General features: G+C 54.4%; 19 protein-coding genes. 6 read left to right on the forward strand and 13 right to left on the reverse strand.

Annotated elements, in window-relative coordinates; all coding sequences use genetic code 11:
• Positions 1–2 precede the first annotated feature (2 nt).
• Positions 3–1,865 (forward strand): 1-deoxy-D-xylulose-5-phosphate synthase, encoded by a 1,863-nt coding sequence (dxs, locus tag KP80_RS12070; RefSeq protein ID WP_052283882.1) that lies wholly within the window; start codon positions 3–5, stop codon positions 1,863–1,865.
• Between the two features lie 63 nt (positions 1,866–1,928).
• The gene (locus tag KP80_RS12075) at positions 1,929–2,903 is read left to right on the forward strand and encodes an aldo/keto reductase (RefSeq protein WP_052283883.1); all 975 of its coding nucleotides are present in this window, start codon (positions 1,929–1,931) and stop codon (positions 2,901–2,903) included.
• Positions 2,904–3,035: 132 nt separating this feature from the next.
• Here KP80_RS12075 and pgpA read toward each other — a convergent pair whose 3' ends face one another.
• The 6 genes from pgpA to nrdR all read right to left on the reverse strand — a co-directional run bounded on the left by pgpA (position 3,036) and on the right by nrdR (position 7,117).
• The gene (pgpA, locus tag KP80_RS12080) at positions 3,036–3,569 is read right to left on the reverse strand and encodes a phosphatidylglycerophosphatase A (protein ID WP_072129097.1); all 534 of its coding nucleotides are present in this window, start codon (positions 3,567–3,569) and stop codon (positions 3,036–3,038) included.
• Entirely contained in the window at positions 3,520–4,491 is a 972-nt protein-coding gene (thiL, locus tag KP80_RS12085; protein ID WP_052283885.1) for a thiamine-phosphate kinase, read from the reverse strand. The genes pgpA and thiL overlap by 50 nt, the downstream gene beginning before the upstream one ends.
• A 74-nt stretch (positions 4,492–4,565) precedes the next feature.
• Complete coding sequence (gene nusB, locus KP80_RS12090; RefSeq protein WP_052283886.1) at positions 4,566–4,985, reverse strand: transcription antitermination factor NusB; 420 nt, start codon at positions 4,983–4,985, stop codon at positions 4,566–4,568.
• A gap of 19 nt (positions 4,986–5,004) precedes the next feature.
• Positions 5,005–5,475 (reverse strand): 6,7-dimethyl-8-ribityllumazine synthase, encoded by a 471-nt coding sequence (gene ribE / locus KP80_RS12095; RefSeq protein WP_001021161.1) that lies wholly within the window; start codon positions 5,473–5,475, stop codon positions 5,005–5,007.
• An 85-nt stretch (positions 5,476–5,560) separates the two neighbouring features.
• A complete protein-coding gene (gene ribD, locus KP80_RS12100) occupies positions 5,561–6,664 on the reverse strand; it encodes a bifunctional diaminohydroxyphosphoribosylaminopyrimidine deaminase/5-amino-6-(5-phosphoribosylamino)uracil reductase RibD (RefSeq protein ID WP_052283887.1) in 1,104 nt (367 codons plus the stop codon).
• A gap of 3 nt (positions 6,665–6,667) precedes the next feature.
• Positions 6,668–7,117, reverse strand: coding sequence for a transcriptional regulator NrdR (gene nrdR, locus KP80_RS12105; protein WP_052283888.1), 450 nt, complete (start codon positions 7,115–7,117; stop codon positions 6,668–6,670).
• Positions 7,118–7,269: 152 nt separating this feature from the next.
• Between nrdR and KP80_RS12110 the strand changes: the two genes are divergently transcribed.
• Positions 7,270–7,812, forward strand: coding sequence for a DUF3251 domain-containing protein (locus tag KP80_RS12110; protein WP_052283889.1), 543 nt, complete (start codon positions 7,270–7,272; stop codon positions 7,810–7,812).
• A 291-nt stretch (positions 7,813–8,103) separates the two neighbouring features.
• The gene (locus KP80_RS12115) at positions 8,104–8,967 is read left to right on the forward strand and encodes a nucleoside-specific channel-forming protein Tsx (RefSeq protein WP_052283890.1); all 864 of its coding nucleotides are present in this window, start codon (positions 8,104–8,106) and stop codon (positions 8,965–8,967) included.
• Between the two features lie 88 nt (positions 8,968–9,055).
• Here KP80_RS12115 and KP80_RS22450 read toward each other — a convergent pair whose 3' ends face one another.
• From KP80_RS22450 to queA, 7 genes are all read right to left on the reverse strand, one after another.
• On the reverse strand, positions 9,056–9,163 hold the full coding sequence (locus KP80_RS22450) for a type I toxin-antitoxin system toxin Ldr family protein (RefSeq protein WP_156315649.1): 108 nt from the start codon (positions 9,161–9,163) through the stop codon (positions 9,056–9,058).
• A 299-nt stretch (positions 9,164–9,462) separates the two neighbouring features.
• Entirely contained in the window at positions 9,463–9,810 is a 348-nt protein-coding gene (gene yajD, locus KP80_RS12120; protein ID WP_052283891.1) for an HNH nuclease YajD, read from the reverse strand.
• A 113-nt stretch (positions 9,811–9,923) separates the two neighbouring features.
• Entirely contained in the window at positions 9,924–10,895 is a 972-nt protein-coding gene (gene secF / locus KP80_RS12125; protein WP_052283892.1) for a protein translocase subunit SecF, read from the reverse strand.
• Positions 10,896–10,905: 10 nt separating this feature from the next.
• Positions 10,906–12,753, reverse strand: a complete 1,848-nt coding sequence (secD, locus tag KP80_RS12130) for a protein translocase subunit SecD (RefSeq protein ID WP_072129098.1) — start codon at positions 12,751–12,753, stop codon at positions 10,906–10,908.
• Positions 12,754–12,780: 27 nt separating this feature from the next.
• The gene (gene yajC / locus KP80_RS12135; RefSeq protein WP_052283894.1) at positions 12,781–13,113 is read right to left on the reverse strand and encodes a preprotein translocase subunit YajC; all 333 of its coding nucleotides are present in this window, start codon (positions 13,111–13,113) and stop codon (positions 12,781–12,783) included.
• Positions 13,114–13,135: 22 nt separating this feature from the next.
• On the reverse strand, positions 13,136–14,263 hold the full coding sequence (tgt, locus tag KP80_RS12140) for a tRNA guanosine(34) transglycosylase Tgt (protein WP_052283895.1): 1,128 nt from the start codon (positions 14,261–14,263) through the stop codon (positions 13,136–13,138).
• Positions 14,264–14,316: 53 nt separating this feature from the next.
• Positions 14,317–15,387, reverse strand: coding sequence for a tRNA preQ1(34) S-adenosylmethionine ribosyltransferase-isomerase QueA (queA, locus tag KP80_RS12145; RefSeq protein WP_052283896.1), 1,071 nt, complete (start codon positions 15,385–15,387; stop codon positions 14,317–14,319).
• A 91-nt stretch (positions 15,388–15,478) separates the two neighbouring features.
• On the opposite strand from queA, the gene acpH reads away from it, so the two are divergent.
• Together acpH and KP80_RS12155 are read left to right on the forward strand one after the other, a co-directional pair.
• The gene (gene acpH, locus KP80_RS12150) at positions 15,479–16,060 is read left to right on the forward strand and encodes an ACP phosphodiesterase (RefSeq protein ID WP_052283897.1); all 582 of its coding nucleotides are present in this window, start codon (positions 15,479–15,481) and stop codon (positions 16,058–16,060) included.
• Between the two features lie 171 nt (positions 16,061–16,231).
• Complete coding sequence (locus tag KP80_RS12155; protein WP_052283898.1) at positions 16,232–16,834, forward strand: peroxiredoxin C; 603 nt, start codon at positions 16,232–16,234, stop codon at positions 16,832–16,834.
• Positions 16,835–16,889: the final 55 nt, after the last annotated feature.

Raw genomic sequence — 16,889 nt, forward strand, 5'->3', positions numbered from 1 at the left:
CGATGAGTTTTGATATTGCCAAATACCCGACCCTGGCACTGGTCGATTCCACCCAGGAATTACGCCTGTTGCCAAAAGAGAGCCTGCCGAAGCTATGTGACGAGCTACGTCGTTACCTGCTCGACAGCGTGAGCCGTTCCAGCGGACACTTTGCCTCCGGGCTTGGCACGGTGGAACTCACCGTGGCGCTGCATTATGTCTACAACACGCCGTTCGACCAGCTCATCTGGGACGTCGGTCACCAGGCCTATCCGCATAAAATTCTGACCGGACGCCGCGACAAAATTGGCACGATTCGTCAGAAAGGGGGCCTACACCCGTTCCCGTGGCGCGGCGAAAGCGAGTATGACGTGCTGAGCGTCGGACACTCCTCGACGTCGATTTCAGCGGGCATTGGCATTGCCGTGGCGGCAGAAAAAGAGAACAAACAGCGTCGCACCGTCTGCGTGATTGGCGACGGCGCGATTACCGCGGGCATGGCGTTTGAAGCGATGAACCATGCCGGCGATATCAAGCCCGATATGCTGGTGGTACTGAACGACAACGAAATGTCGATCTCGGAAAACGTCGGCGCGCTCAATAACCATCTGGCGCAGCTGCTTTCCGGCAAGCTTTACTCCTCCCTGCGTGAAGGCGGTAAGAAAGTCTTCTCCGGCGTACCGCCGATTAAAGAGCTGCTCAAACGCACGGAAGAACACATCAAAGGCATGGTCGTGCCGGGGACACTGTTCGAAGAGTTGGGCTTTAACTACATCGGGCCGGTGGATGGCCATGACGTGGTTGGGCTGGTCAATACGCTCAAGAACATGCGCGACCTGAAAGGCCCGCAATTCCTGCATATCATGACCAAAAAAGGCCGTGGCTATGAGCCCGCCGAGAAAGATCCGATCACCTTCCACGCGGTGCCTAAATTCGACCACACCAGTGGTAAGCTGCCGAAAAGTAGCGGCGGCCTGCCGTCGTATTCAAAAATCTTCGGCGACTGGCTGTGTGAGACTGCCGCCAAAGATGCCAAGCTGATGGCGGTCACCCCAGCCATGCGTGAAGGCTCCGGCATGGTCGAGTTCTCCAAAAAATATCCTGACCAGTATTTTGATGTCGCCATTGCCGAACAACATGCGGTGACTTTCGCCGCGGGTCTGGCTATTGGCGGCTATAAGCCGATTGTCGCGATTTATTCTACCTTCCTCCAGCGCGCCTACGACCAGGTGATCCACGACGTTGCCATCCAGAAGCTGCCGGTGCTGTTTGCTATCGACCGCGCGGGCATCGTGGGTGCCGACGGGCAGACGCATCAGGGGGCGTTCGATATCTCCTACCTGCGCTGCATCCCGGAAATGGTCATCATGACCCCGAGCGATGAAAACGAGTGTCGCCAGATGCTGTACACCGGCTACCATTACAGCGATGGCCCGAGCGCGGTACGCTATCCACGCGGTTGTGGCACGGGCGCTACGCTTGAGCCATTGGCTAAACTGCCGTTGGGCAAAGGGGTGGTGAAACGTGAAGGCGAAAAACTGGCGATTCTCAACTTTGGTACGCTGCTGGCGGAAGCCGAAGTCGTTGCCGAAAAACTTAACGCTACGCTAGTCGATATGCGCTTTGTGAAACCACTGGATGAGTCACTGATCCTCGAGATGGCTGCGCGTCACGAATCTCTGGTCACGCTTGAAGAAAACGCCATTATGGGCGGTGCGGGCAGCGGGGTGAACGAAGTCCTGATGGCGCATCGTAAACCAGTACCCGTGCTGAATCTTGGCCTGCCTGATTTCTTCATCCCACAAGGGACGCAGGAAGAAGCGCGTGCCGATATTGGCCTCGACGCAGCAGGCATCGAAGCGAAGATCGCGGCCTGGTTGGCATAATCCCCCCTATCGCTCCTGCTATGCTTAAAGGTAAACCCCTAACCCGCGAGCAGGAGCTGAATCATGCAATACCATCTCTTAGGACAAACCGACCTTCGGGTTTCCCGCCTTTGCCTGGGCTGTATGACCTTCGGCGAACCAGATCGGGGTAAACACGCCTGGACGCTACCGGAAGACAGTAGCCGACCCATCATTCAGCGCGCACTCGAAGGCGGCATCAACTTTTTTGACACCGCCAACAGCTATTCCGATGGCAGCAGCGAAGAGATCGTCGGCAGGGCACTGCGCGATTTCGCTCGCCGTGACGAAGTCGTAGTCGCCACCAAGGTCTACCACCAGGTGGGCGATTTAGAAGAAGGGCTTTCACGCGCGCAGATTTTACGCTCAATTGACGACAGCCTGCGCCGCCTTGGCATGGACCACGTCGATCTGCTACAAATTCATCGCTGGGATTACCGCACGCCCATTGAAGAGACGCTGGAAGCGCTGGACGAGGTGGTAAAATCGGGCAAAGCCCGCTTTATCGGCGCCTCTTCAATGCATGCCCGCCAGTTTGCCCATGCGCTGGCGCTGCAAAAAGCCAACGGCTGGGCGCCGTTTGTGACCATGCAGGATCACTACAATCTGATTTATCGGGAAGAAGAGCGCGATATGCTGCCGCTGTGCGTGGAAGAAGGCGTGGCGGTGATCCCATGGAGCCCACTGGCGCGCGGCCGTCTGACCCGTCCATGGGGGGAAACCACCGCGCGTCTGGTCTCTGATGAGTTTGGCCAGACGCTCTACAGCACCACGGAAGAGAACGACGAACAAATTGCCGGGGAATTGGAGCGGGTAGCCGAAGAAGTGGAAGCCAGCCGCGCGCAAACAGCGCTGGCATGGTTGTTGAGTAAACCCGGAGTGGCAGCGCCGATTATCGGCGCATCGCGTGAGGATCAGTTAGAGGAGCTGTTAAACGCAGTTGATCTGACGCTGACGCCAGAGCAGATCTCAGCGATGGAAGCACCGTATCAGGTACATCCGGTGGTGGGGTTTAAGTAACAGAATACCCCCTCACCCTAGCCCTCTCCCCGATGGGGAGAGGGAACCGTTCGGCATCACTTTTTAGTGATGTGCATCATCACACCGCAGACCAATTTTCCCTCTCTCCCTTCCGGGATGAGGGTCAACACATCACAGAACGTGGTGCCCCACAACGTACAGTATCCCCGCCGAGATCACCCCGGCGACGATATCATCGACCATGATCCCCATGCCGCCATGAATGTTGCGGTCAAACCAGCGGATTGGCCACGGTTTCCACATATCCAGAATGCGGAATACCACAAACCCGGCTAGCACCCACTGCCAGCTAATCACCGGGATCGCCATCAAGGTAATCCACATACCGATAAACTCATCCCACACAATGCTTCCGTGGTCATGAGTCTGCATATCTCGCGCCGTACGACGGCAGATATACACCCCGATGCAGATACCGAACATCACCACCAGCGAATAAACCTGCAGGGGTAAAAAGGTCAGTAAGTACCAGAACGGGATAGAGGCCAATGAGCCCATGGTACCTGGGACTATTGGGCTTAAGCCGCTACCAAACCCAGTCGCCAACAGGTGCCAGGGATTGCGTAAATTCAGGCGGCTTTTTGCGATATCGTGCTTAGCCAAAGTGATCGTACCCCTTCCAGTCCAGCGTGACCGCCTTTCCATCTTGTGTAAAATTCAGCCCTTCTACATCAGCGCTAATTTGGCCGATACAGGTAAATGCCGTACCGAGCTGGCCCAGTGCCACTTCCAGCGCCCCGCGGTTCAATTCTGGAACCGTAAAGCACAGCTCATAATCCTCGCCGCCGGAAAGCGCATAGCGGCATGCCTGCTCTGGCGAAACGTGACGCAGCATCGCCCCAGAATACGGCAGCATATCCAGTTCAACCCGTGCGCCAACGCCGCTGGCCTTCAGAATATGCCCGAGATCGGAAATCAGCCCGTCGGAGAGATCGATGGCCGAACTGGCGAGGTCACGCAGCGCCTGGCCTTGCAATACCCGCGGTGTCGGGCGCAGATGGCGCTGTCGTAGATAGGCGGCATCTTCCGGCACCTCAATCTTCAATTGATTCAGCAGCAAAGCCAACCCAGCAGCACTGTCACCCGGCGTACCGGTGACGTAAATCCAGTCGCCCGGTTTCGCCCCTGAACGCTTGAGCGCACGCCCCACCGGCACATAGCCGTGGATACTGAGCGTCATCGCCAGCGGACCCTTGGTGGTGTCGCCGCCAATGAGCTGCATATCGTAGTAGTTTAGCTGTTCAAACAGGCTATCGCTGAACGCCGCCAGCCAGTTTTCATCGACTGAAGGCAACGTCAATGCCAGCGTTAACCATGCAGGATCGGCGCCCATTGCGGCCAGATCGCTGACGTTAACCGCCAGTGCTTTATAGGCTAAATCAGCCGGGTCGATATCAGGAAGGAAATGGTTCCCCGCGACCAGCGTGTCGGTACTAATGGCCAGGGTTTGTTTTTCGGGGATGTTGAGTAAAGCACAATCGTCACCGATACCGGTCTCGACATCAAGACGAGCGTTTCGTACTCGATCAAAATAACGGGCAATCAGGGAGAATTCGCCGCATGCCATACGTTATGCCTCAGCAGAAGGATAAAACAAGGCCGGGGAAAGCGGTAAAAACCACCTTCTCACCGGCCTACAGGTTACTTTTTGCGGGGACGAATGGCAGGAGCGGCTTTATCCAGCACGCCGTTGACGAACTTGTGGCTGTCTTCAGCGCCAAAGGTTTTTGCCAGCTCGATTGCTTCGTTGATAGCCACTTTGTACGGCACATCATCACGCTTAGAAAGCTCGAACAGCGCGATGCGCAGCACAGCCTTCTCTACCTGGCCCAGCTCTTCGAGCAGACGGGACAGGTATGGCTTCATCAATCCGTCGAGGTACGCGCTGTTAGTCGCCACCCCGGACAGCAGTTCACGGAAGTACACGACGTCAACATCTTTAACGTCCTGTTCCGCCAGGAACTGGTATTCAACATCAGAGATGTCGTTCTGGGACAACTGCCAGGAATAGAGCGCCTGGACGGCACACTCACGGGCGCGGCGACGAGCAGCAGGTTTCACGGATTTCCCCTTACAAAAATCAGGCCTTGATGGCTTTCAATACATTAATCATTTCAAGCGCGGTCAGTGCAGCTTCCGCACCTTTGTTACCGGCTTTTGTGCCAGCGCGTTCGATGGCTTGTTCAATACTTTCGGTAGTCAGAACACCGAAGGCTACTGGGATTTCGCTGTCCTGAGCGACGTGCGCCAGGCCATTGCTTGCCCCACCAGCAACATATTCGAAGTGGGCAGTACCGCCACGGATAACTGTACCCAGTGCAATCACCGCATCGTATTTACCGGTTTTAGCCAGTGCGCCTGCTGCCAGCGGCAGTTCATAAGCGCCAGGAACCCAAACAACGGTGATGTTTTCATCTTTAACCTGACCAATGCGTTTCAGGGCGTCGATAGCACCTTCCAGCAGGCTGTCATTGATAAAGTTGTTGAAACGCGCGATGGTGATGGCGACGCGAGCGTCCGGGGTAGCAACGTTAGCTTCAATAATGTTCATACTCTTCCTTTGGGTTCATTTGCCCCGCAGGGGGGCGGATTTTATCATAATATTCTGGGCGCTGCTTCCTCTAATTCGGAATGCCTCACGCAGTGGTTAAATGCAGGCAGACGTCCGGGCCAACCTGGCGTATCTCATTGAATTTAAAATGGGGGGCCTGGCTCAGTTTCTCAAGGCCCGGCAGCACACATAATCCGCGTGCATCGTTTCCTAACAGTTTAGGCGCGATATAGACGATAAGCTCATCCACCAGCCCCGCTTCAATCAGCGCACCCGCAAGCGTGGGCCCCGCCTCAACCCAGATGCTGTTTACCTGTTGTTTTCCCAGCTGCATCATCAGTAACACCAGATCGAGGTGACCGTTATGCTCCGGCACCATCAGCGTTTGCACGCCCTGCGGCCAGCTCCGGGTATCGGCTTTAGTGCGGGCAAACAGGGTTTCTCCCGGCTGCTGCACGATACGATGCTCCGGCGTCACGCGGTTGCCGCTGTCGATAACAATACGCAGCGGCTGACGCAGATTTTCCTGCGGATAGAGGCTTTGCGTATCAGGGGTCAGTTCATCCCAGCGCACGGTTAATGCCGGATCATCGGCTAATACGGTGGCGCTGCTGGTTAAAATGGCATGGCTTTCTGCGCGCAGGCGCTGCACGTCGCGGCGCGCCTGCGGTGAGGTGATCCACTGGCTTTCGCCGCTGGCCATCGCCGTGCGCCCGTCAAGCGATGCGCCAAGTTTAAGCTGAATGTACGGGAAACCAGTACGCATCCGCTTAAGGAAGCCCTTATTCAGCGCTTCGGCCTCGCTCATCATCAGCCCATGGCTAACTTCAATGCCCGCCTGCTGTAGGCGGTACAAACCGCGCCCGGCAACCTGCGGATTGGGATCTTGCATCGCGGCAACGACGCGCGATACACCCGCCGCAATAAGTGCGTCGCAGCACGGTGGCGTGCGGCCGTGATGGCTGCATGGCTCAAGGGTCACGTAGGCGGTCGCACCTTTGGCCTTATCGCCAGCCATACGCAATGCATGCACTTCCGCGTGCGGCTCACCGGCTCGGTAGTGGAAGCCTTCGCCGACAATTTCGCCCTGATTGACAATCACACAGCCGACACGCGGGTTCGGATGAGTGGTAAATCGTCCACGCTGCGCCAGCTTCAGGGCGCGCGCCATATACATCTGGTCGCTCATGACTTAATCCTGTAAGCGGGCGATTTCTTCGCCAAATTCTTTGATATCTTCAAAGCTGCGATAAACCGAAGCAAAGCGGATATAGGCTACTTTATCGAGCTTTTTCAGCTGTTCCATCACCAGATTACCCAGCAGTTTGCTCGGGACTTCACGCTCACCAGTGGCGCGCAAATGTGATTTGATGTGATTAATCGCCATTTCGACGTCATCAGAGCTGACCGGACGTTTTTCCAGTGCTCTCAGCATGCCGCTGCGCAGCTTGTCTTCGTTGAACGGCTCGCGCACATCGTTACTTTTAACCACACGTGGCATCACCAGCTCAGCCACCTCAAAGGTAGTAAAGCGCTCGTTGCACACCAGGCATTGCCGACGGCGGCGAACGGAGGAGCCTTCTCCCACAAGGCGGGAGTCAATGACTTTAGTGTCTACGGCGAAACAGAATGGGCAGTGCATACGACGTCCTGACGGTGAGGGCTAATGGAATCTATTTTACCCTGAACTGACGCGACAACAAAGGAACAGCGCTTTTTGAGACAATGGATCGATGCCAAATGTCGCGCAGCGCGCTACCATTGCGTTATCCCGAGAAGAAGGAAACAGACAGAATGACAAGACGTTACCTAAGAATTGCCCTGCTGGGAAGCCTCGTCAGCCTGACCGCGTGCGCGCAACAGTCAGAAGTGAAGCAGATGCATCAGAGCATCAGCACCCTGAGTGCCGAAATGACGCAGCTAAACAAAGAAACGGTGAAGATCACCCAGCAAAACGCGCTGAATGCGAAATCAACGCGTGGTGTGTACCTGTTGCCTGGCGCCAATACTCCCGCTCGCTTGAACAGCCAGCTTGGCACGCTGCGTATGTCTCTGCGCAACGTCGCGGCTAACGCGCAGGGTACCGTGCTGACGCTGCGTATTCAGGGTGAGTCCAACGATCCGCTGCCTGCCTTTACCGGCACCGTGGAATGGGGGCAAATCCAGGGTACCACCGAGCAGTATCAGGAAGTCAACGTCAGCAACCAGCTCTTCTCAGCCCCCGCAAGCGTTTTGGCCCCGAGCGATGTCGATATTCCGCTACAGCTTAACGGCGTGACGCCGGATCAGTTGGGCTTTGTCCGCATCCACGACGTTCAACCCGCCAACGCGCAGTAATCATCTATTGGCGTCGTAAATCAGTAATCCCTACGACGCTATTCTTATCCTTCCGTTGCCCTAATTTCCGTTTGTAAAAATTTGCATTAATTCACCCCATCAGTACAATCGCCGCGTCTAATCTACGCAAACGTGAACGCAATCGATTACGCACTTGAAAAATGTGTGAAGCGTGACTGATTTTCGTGAGCAAGGATTCATATAATAGGCACGCAGAAACACGAAACATTTAGAAAAACTTCGGTGATAAAAATCACTCTCTTTCGAATTATTTTATTAGTGGCATAAAATATGAAAAAAACATTACTTGCAGCCGGTGCGGCGCTGGCGCTTTCCGCCTCTTTCACTGCGAACGCAGCAGGCGACTCTCAGCCGCAATACGTTTCCGACTGGTGGCACCAGAGCGTCAACGTGGTAGGTAGCTACCACACCCGTTTCTCGCCAAAACTGAACAACGACGTTTATCTGGAATACGAAGCGTTTGCTAAAAAAGATTGGTTAGATTTCTACGGCTATATCGATATTCCAAAAACCTTCGACTGGGGTAACGGTAACGATACCGGTATTTGGTCTGACGGTTCCCCAATGTTCATGGAAATTGAACCACGCTTCTCTATCGACAAGTTGACCGGTGCTGACCTGAGCTTCGGCCCGTTCAAAGAGTGGTACATTGCCAACAACTACATCTACGATATGGGTGACAACAAAGCCAGCCGCCAGAGCACCTGGTACATGGGTCTGGGTACCGATATCGACACCGGCCTGCCAATGAGCCTGTCCATGAACGTGTATGCAAAATACCAGTGGCAGAACTATGGCGCAGCCAACGAAAACGAGTGGGACGGCTACCGCTTCAAAGTGAAATACTTTGTTCCGATTTCCGATCTGTGGGGCGGCAAGCTGAGCTACATCGGCTTCACCAACTTCGACTGGGGCTCCGATCTGGGCGATGAACCAAACCGTACCAGCAACTCCATTGCTTCCAGCCACATCCTGGCGCTGAACTACGATCACTGGCACTACTCTGTCGTTGCTCGTTACTTCCATAACGGCGGCCAGTGGAAAGGTGGGGATACTCTGAACTGGGGCGAAGGCGACTTCAGCGCCAAATCGACCGGCTGGGGTGGTTACCTGGTTGTCGGTTACAACTTCTAAGTTCGTTACCGCAAAAAAGGCCAGAGGAAATCCTCTGGCCCGTTTCGAGCGCATGCTGCCACGCGGCGGCCAGTACGCCCACCTCGCATTATCTCCTGCTATGCCACCAGCCTAAAAACCGACCCGCTGCAATACTGACAAGCGTAGGTGCTGCCAGATCGTGCCAGACAATAATGCACACTTCAGTAAGCGACATATAACCGCCTTGGTTGCAATGGCAACGGTTCGCGGCTATCCTCAACTTGTCTAGAGATAGGATTGCCCCCGTTATGTTGCCGGTAAATACCGAACAATGTGCGGGGGTTTTCTCTTTCCAGCGACAAGGCCACCGGGGATCAAGCCCCCGCAACACTGCGCCTCACCGGGCTATCCCGGCTTGCCGCTGATTCTACTCCGCCTACCGATATCCACACTTATTCCCGACCCAACAGGCAAAAAAAATCCCAACCTTGCGATCGGGATTCCAGCGGTAATGCATACGTTACAAAGTGCCGGTTATTTCTTTTTATTCATCATTGCCTGCAGGTTGGCAAACGGATTATAGGTCGCTTCCCCCACATCTTTCTGCGCATCTTCCCCCGCAACTACCGTTGAACCGTATTGATCCGCCTCGGTGTACTTCGAGTGTTCGTGATCGTGGCAGTACAGGCACAACAGTTCCCAATTACTCCCGTCTTCTGGATTATTGGTATGATCGTGGTCCATATGGTGAACCGTCAATTCACGCAGATTAGAGTAAACGAACTCGCGTGAACAGCGGCCGCAGACCCACGGAAACAGCTTTAGCGCTTTTTCACGATAGCCGCTTTCCAGCCGCACGTAGTTTTTCGGGATGATAGCCATGATGACTCCTCACAAAGCAATATTCAGACTTAATTAGAATAATAAGATGCAATAAAAAAGCCGCAACACGGGTTGGGTGTTACGGCTTTTTTTAATCACTTAACGGCGCTCGCTTACGGCAGAATTGACGGCTGATCCGCCCCTTCTTTCTCCACTTTCTGCTGCAGCATGTGCTCACGTTTCATACCCAGCTTCAGCGCCAGCGCCGAGGCTACGTAGATAGACGAGGCGGTACCGATGGAAACACCGATAAGCATGGTCAGCGAGAAGCCTTCCAGTACTGGACCACCGAAGAGGTACAGCATCAGAATCACCACTAACGTGGTACCGGACGTAATCAACGTACGGTGCAGCGTTTGGGTCAGCGACACGTTAAAGATTTCGTAAGGTGAACCGCGACGAATTTTGCGGAAGTTTTCACGAATACGGTCAGATACCACGATGCTGTCGTTCAGCGAGTAACCGATAACCGACATCAACGATGCGACGATCGTTAGGTCAATCTCGATATGGAACAACGACAGGATCCCTAAGGTAATGATCACGTCGTGCGCCAAGGAGATAACCACCCCCGCCGCCAGTCGCCACTCAAAGCGGAAACCAACGTAAACGAGGATCGAGATCAGCGCAACCATCAGCGCCATCGCACCGGTTTGTGCCAGATCGGCACCCACGCTTGGCCCCACGAATTCGATACGCTTCACGGCAGCATTCTGGTTGGTGGCTTCGTTAATCACACTCAGCACCTTACTACCCAAGACCTGTCCGCCGTCTGCACCTTCGGTAGGTGGCATACGTACCATGATGTCATGGCTGCTACCGAAGTTCTGCAGAAGCGGATCAACGAATCCCGCTTTCTCCAGCGCATCGCGCATCACGTCCATATCCGCCGGTTTTTCCAGCGTGATTTCAATCACCGTACCACCGGTGAAATCGAGACCCCAGTTAAAGCCGCGCACGCCCATCACCACGATGGCCGCAATCAGCAGAAAACCTGAGATGCCGAAAGCCCAGTAGTCCCAGCGCATAAAGTCATAGACTTTACGGCCGTGGTTCAATTGTTCAACAGTATATTCCTGTGCCACTTCGCACTCCTCAGATTGACAGCTTTTTGACGCGCTTGCCGCCATACAACAGGTTTACGATGGCACGCGTACCGACAATCGCGGTAAACATCGACGTCGCCACACCGATACCGGTAGTAATCGCGAACCCTTTAATTGCACCGGTACCGACCGCATACAGGATCAGGACTTTAATCAGCGTCGTAATGTTCGCATCGAAGATGGAACTGAACGCGCCGGCATAGCCCTCGTTGATTGCCTGCTGAACCGAACGACCGTTACTCAACTCTTCTTTGATACGTTCGTTAATCAGTACGTTAGCATCGACGGCGACGGCAAGGGTTAATACGATCCCCGCAATCCCCGGCATACTTAGCGTAGCGCCCGGCAGCAACGACATGATACCGACAATCAGTACCAGGTTAGCAATCAGCGCGCTGGTCGCAATCAGACCGAACTTCTTATAGAAGAAGATCATGAACAGGATAGAGACCACCAGACCGGCCAGACACGCTTCCAGACCCTGCTTGATGTTCTGCATACCTAGTGTTGGACCGATCGTACGTTCTTCAACAATCTGGATTGGCGCAATCAACGCCCCCGCACGCAGCAGCAGCGACAGCTGACGTGCTTCGTTAGGGTTACCGATACCGGTGATACGGAAGCTGTTACCCAGTCGGGACTGGATATTGGCGATGTTAATCACCTCTTCTTGTTTCACCAGCACTGCGCGGCCGTTGGCGTCTTTCTTACCGCTGTCTTTATACTCCACGAACAGGGTCGCCATCGGTTTGCCAATGTTGTCCTTGGTGAAGTTAGACATGATGTTACCACCCGCGCTATCGAGCGAGATGTTAACCTGCGGCTGGTTGTATTCATCCTGGCTTGAAGTGGAGTCGGTGATATGGTCACCGGTCAAAATCACGCGCTTGTACAGCACAACAGGCTGCCCTTCACGGGTGTTTTTCACTTCGGAGTCGCCCGGTACACGGCCTGATGCGGCAGCGGCCTGATCGACATTGCTGTTAACCAGACGGAATTCCAGGGTCGCGGTTGCGCCCAGAATTTCTTTCGCACGCGCGGTGTCCTGAATACCCGGCAGCTCGACCACGATACGGTCTGCACCCTGGCGTTGAACAACCGGCTCAGCAACACCTAGCTGGTTTACACGGTTACGCAGAATGTTGATGTTCTGCTGTACCGCATATTCGCGAGCTTCACTCAGACGCGCATCGGTCATTACCGCACGCATCGCCGTGCTGCCCTGGCTTGAAATCACCAGATCCTGATGACGCTTGCTCAGGTAAGAAATCGCCTGGTCGCGAGCGTTGCTATCACGGAACGTGATGCTCAGACCGTAGTTGTCTTCTTTACGAACGGTAGTATAAGGAATGCCTTTCTCGCGCAGGTCACTGCGCAGGCTATCGATATTTTGTTCCTGGAGCTTGCCCAGTGCGGTATCCATATCCACTTCCATCAGGAAGTGAACGCCGCCACGCAGGTCAAGACCGAGCTTCATTGGCTCTGCATGAATCGCAGCCAACCAGCGCGGAGTTGCCGGAGCAAGGTTAAGCGCCACGACATATTTGTCACCCAGCACGCTCATCAGCGCTTCACGCGCGCGCAGCTGGATGTCGGTGGTGTCGAAGCGCGCAAGAATAGCGCCCTCTTCCAGTGCCACAGACTTAGCGGTAATTTTTTCTTCTTGTAACGTTTTCTGGACCTGGATCAGCGTTTGCTCACTGGCGGCGACGCCGCGCACGCCAGTGATTTGAACAGCCGGATCCTCACCATACAGGTTGGGAAGTGCGTAAAGCAGGCCGACGACAATGACGACGACCAGCATGATGTACTTCCACAAAGGATAACGGTTTAACACGGCAGTTCCCTTTGGGAAAACGGAATATTACAGCGCCTTCATGGTGCCTTTCGGCAGAACGGCAGCTACGAAGTCACGTTTGATAACCACTTCAGTGGTGTCGTTCAGTGCGATAGAGATGTAGCCAGTTTCTGCTACTTTAGTCACACGACCAACCAGGCCACCGTTCGTCAGGACTTCATCGCCTTTGGCAATGGAGCTCATCAGGTTTTTATGTTCTTTGGTACGTTTCTGCTGTGGACGCAGGATCATGAAATAGAAGATCAGACCAAAGACTACCAGCATCAGAATCAGAGACATCGGGCTACCCTGCGCCGGAGCACCTGTTGCCGCTACCGCATCAGAAATAAAAAAGCTCATTCAAATTCCCTCATTATTAAAATTAATCAACGTTCAAAGGTGGAACTGTACGCCCCTGGCGTTGGTAAAAATCGGTCACGAAGCTCTCTAATTTACCCTCTTCGATAGCCTTGCGTAAACCAGCCATTAAGCGCTGATAGTAGCGAAGGTTATGAATGGTATTGAGGCGCGCGCCCAATATTTCGTTGCAACGGTCAAGATGATGCAAGTATGCACGTGAATAATTGCGACAAGTGTAGCAATCACACTCGGCATCGAGCGTGCTGGTATCGCTTTTGTGCTTCGCATTGCGGATTTTTACCACACCGTCGGTCACAAACAGATGACCATTACGGGCGTTGCGCGTCGGCATGACGCAGTCAAACATATCGATACCGCGACGAACGCCTTCAACCAGATCTTCTGGTTTACCGACACCCATCAGGTAACGCGGTTTGTCCGCCGGGATTTGCGGGCAGACATGCTCCAGAATACGGTGCATATCTTCCTTCGGCTCACCGACAGCCAAACCGCCGACAGCGTAGCCATCAAAGCCGATGTCCACCAGACCTTTCACGGAGATATCACGTAAATCTTCGTAAACGCTGCCCTGGATGATGCCAAATAGCGCATTTTTGTTGCCCAATCCGTCAAAACGGTCGCGGCTACGCTTGGCCCAACGCAGAGACATCTCCATGGAGCGCTTGGCGTAATCCCAATCCGCCGGGTATGGCGTGCATTCGTCGAAGATCATCACGATGTCGGAACCGAGATCGTATTGAATCTCCATCGATTTCTCTGGATCGAGGAAAATCGGATCGCCGTTGATCGGGTTGCGGAAGTGCACACCCTGCTCGGTGATCTTACGAATATCGCCCAGGCTGAAGACCTGGAAACCGCCGGAATCGGTCAGGATGGGCCCTTTCCACTGCATGAAATCATGCAGATCGCCGTGCAGCTTCATGATTTCCTGGCCCGGGCGCAACCACAGGTGGAAGGTGTTGCCGAGAATAATTTGTGCACCGGTGGCTTCAACTTCTTCCGGCGTCATGCCTTTCACGGTGCCGTAGGTGCCCACCGGCATAAAAGCGGGGGTTTCTACTACGCCACGGTCAAAAACCAGGCGGCCGCGGCGGGCGCGACCGTCTGTGGTGTCCAGTTCAAATTTCATCATAACTCCTGCGTCAGAAAAACAGTCCGACGTTAAACACTCATGCCGGAAACTTATTCCCCGACACGCTCAGAAATAGCCTGCGGATTGTACGTGATAAACATGGCATCACCGTAACTAAAAAAGCGATATTCCGCTTTTACGGCTTCATGATAGGCGTTCATGGTGTTTTTATAACCAGCAAACGCCGATACCAGCATAATCAACGTCGATTCCGGCAGGTGGAAGTTGGTCACCAGTGCATCAATAACCTGATACTGATAGCCTGGGAAAATAAAGATTTGCGTGTCGCCGAAGAACGGCGCAATCAGTTCATCTTTTGCGGCCTGCGCGGCGCTTTCCAGCGAACGCACGGAGGTGGTCCCCACCGCGATCACGCGATTGCCACGCGCTTTGGCGGTCAGAACCGCATCGACCACGTCCTGCGGTACTTCCGCGTATTCGGAGTGCATGATGTGGTCTTCAATGCTGTCCACGCGGACCGGCTGGAAAGTCCCCGCGCCGACGTGCAGCGTAACAAAGGCCATTTCGATGCCTTTTTCACGCAGCTTGGCCAGCAGCGGTTCGTCGAAGTGCAGGCCGGCGGTTGGTGCCGCGACGGCACCCGGCTTCTCGCTATACACCGTCTGATAAAGCTCGCGGTCGGCGTCTTCATCCGGGCGGTCAATATACGGCGGCAGCGGCATATGGCCGATGGCGTTGAGAATATCCAGCACGCTACGCTCGTCATCGAACTCGACTTCAAACAGCGCGTCATGGCGCGCGACCATCGTCGCTTTGATGCTTTCGTCGTCGCCCAGCAGCAGTTCAGCACCCGGCTTTGGCGCTTTAGACGCGCGAATATGTGCCAGAATACGTTTATCATCCAGCATACGCTCGACCAGCACTTCAATCTTGCCGCCGCTGGCTTTACGGCCAAACAGGCGCGCTGGGATCACGCGGGTATTGTTAAAGACCAGCAGATCGCCAGGGTTGAGCTTATCGAGCAAATCGGTGAAAGTACCGTGGGTCAGCGCGCCCGTTGGCCCGTCCAGAGACAGCAAGCGACAGCTGCTGCGCTCGGCTTGCGGATAGTGGGCAATCAGGGATTCGGGTAGTTCAAAGGAGAAATCGGTAACGCGCATGACTGTGACTCTGGGCTTAATAATGAGGCGGGTAGTCTAGTGCCGGGGCGACGTCCCTGCAACCCTTACCCCTCTGGATAAATAGCAAACAATGAATTTTCTCGCTCATCTGCACCTCGCTCACCTTGCCGACAGCTCCCTGTCAGGGAATCTGTTAGCGGATTTTGTCCGCGGTAATCCCGAGCAGGATTACCCTCCGGCGGTAGTTGACGGCATTCATATGCATCGTCGCATCGACGTCATGACCGATAATCTGCCGCAGGTGAAAGAGGCCCGCGAATGGTTTCGCCCTGAGACGCGTCGGGTTGCGCCGATTACGCTGGATGTGATGTGGGATCATTTTTTATCTCGCCATTGGGCGCAAATTTCTCCGGACATCGCGCTGCCAGAATTTGTCCGCTATGCCCATACTCAGGTCAATACCATTCTGCCACAGGCGCCCGAACGCTTTATCGTGCTGAACGAGCATCTGTGGTCGGAGCGCTGGCTTGAGCGCTATCGCGAAATGGATTTTATCCAGCGCGTGTTAAACGGCATGGCCAGCCGTCGTCCGAAGCTTGATGCCCTGCGTGACTCCTGGCATGACCTGGATACGCACTATGACGAGTTAGAGACACGCTTCTGGCAGTTTTATCCGCAGATGATGCAGCAAGCGAAAAACAAAACGCTGTAGCGCTTGCATCGCGCGGCGGAATGGCTATGCTTAATCCTTTGGTAAAAATAAAAGATCAATAGCCAAAACCTATCTAATTAATCGTCACAGTCTTTTTGTGTTAACCGCGGCCAGTCCCTATACTTGCCCGCGTTGCGTTCCATTAACCCTATAAATTCAAAGGAGAACCCCATGGTTCTGGTTACTCGTCAAGCGCCTGACTTCACCGCTGCTGCGGTACTGGGCAACGGTGAAATCGTTGAGAAATTCAATTTCAAACAGCACACCCAGGGTAAAGCCACCGTTCTGTTCTTCTGGCCGATGGACTTCACCTTCGTCTGCCCATCCGAACTGATTGCCTTCGACAAACGTTACGAAGAGTTCCAGAAGCGCGGTGTTGAAGTGGTTGGCGTTTCTTTTGACTCCGAATTCGTCCACAACGCATGGCGTAACACCCCTGTCGACAAAGGCGGCATCGGTGCAGTGAAATACGCGATGGTTGCTGACGTTAAGCGTGAAATTCAGCAGGCTTACGGTATCGAACACCCGGACGAAGGCGTTGCACTGCGCGGCTCCTTCCTGATCGACGCGAACGGCGTTGTTCGCCACCAGGTGGTTAACGACCTGCCGCTGGGTCGTAACATCGATGAAATGCTGCGTATGGTTGATGCACTGCAGTTCCACGAGCAGCACGGCGAAGTGTGCCCAGCGCAGTGGGAAAAAGGCAAAGAAGGCATGAACGCGTCTCCAGACGGCGTGGCTAAATACCTGAGCGAAAACGTTTCTAGCCTGTAATCGGCTAACGTTTCGGCAAAAAAGGCTCGCATAGGCGAGCCTTTTTTATTGCCGG

The sequence above is a fragment of the Kluyvera genomosp. 1 genome, from assembly GCF_001266615.1.
Taxonomy (GTDB): domain Bacteria; phylum Pseudomonadota; class Gammaproteobacteria; order Enterobacterales; family Enterobacteriaceae; genus Kluyvera; species Kluyvera cryocrescens_A.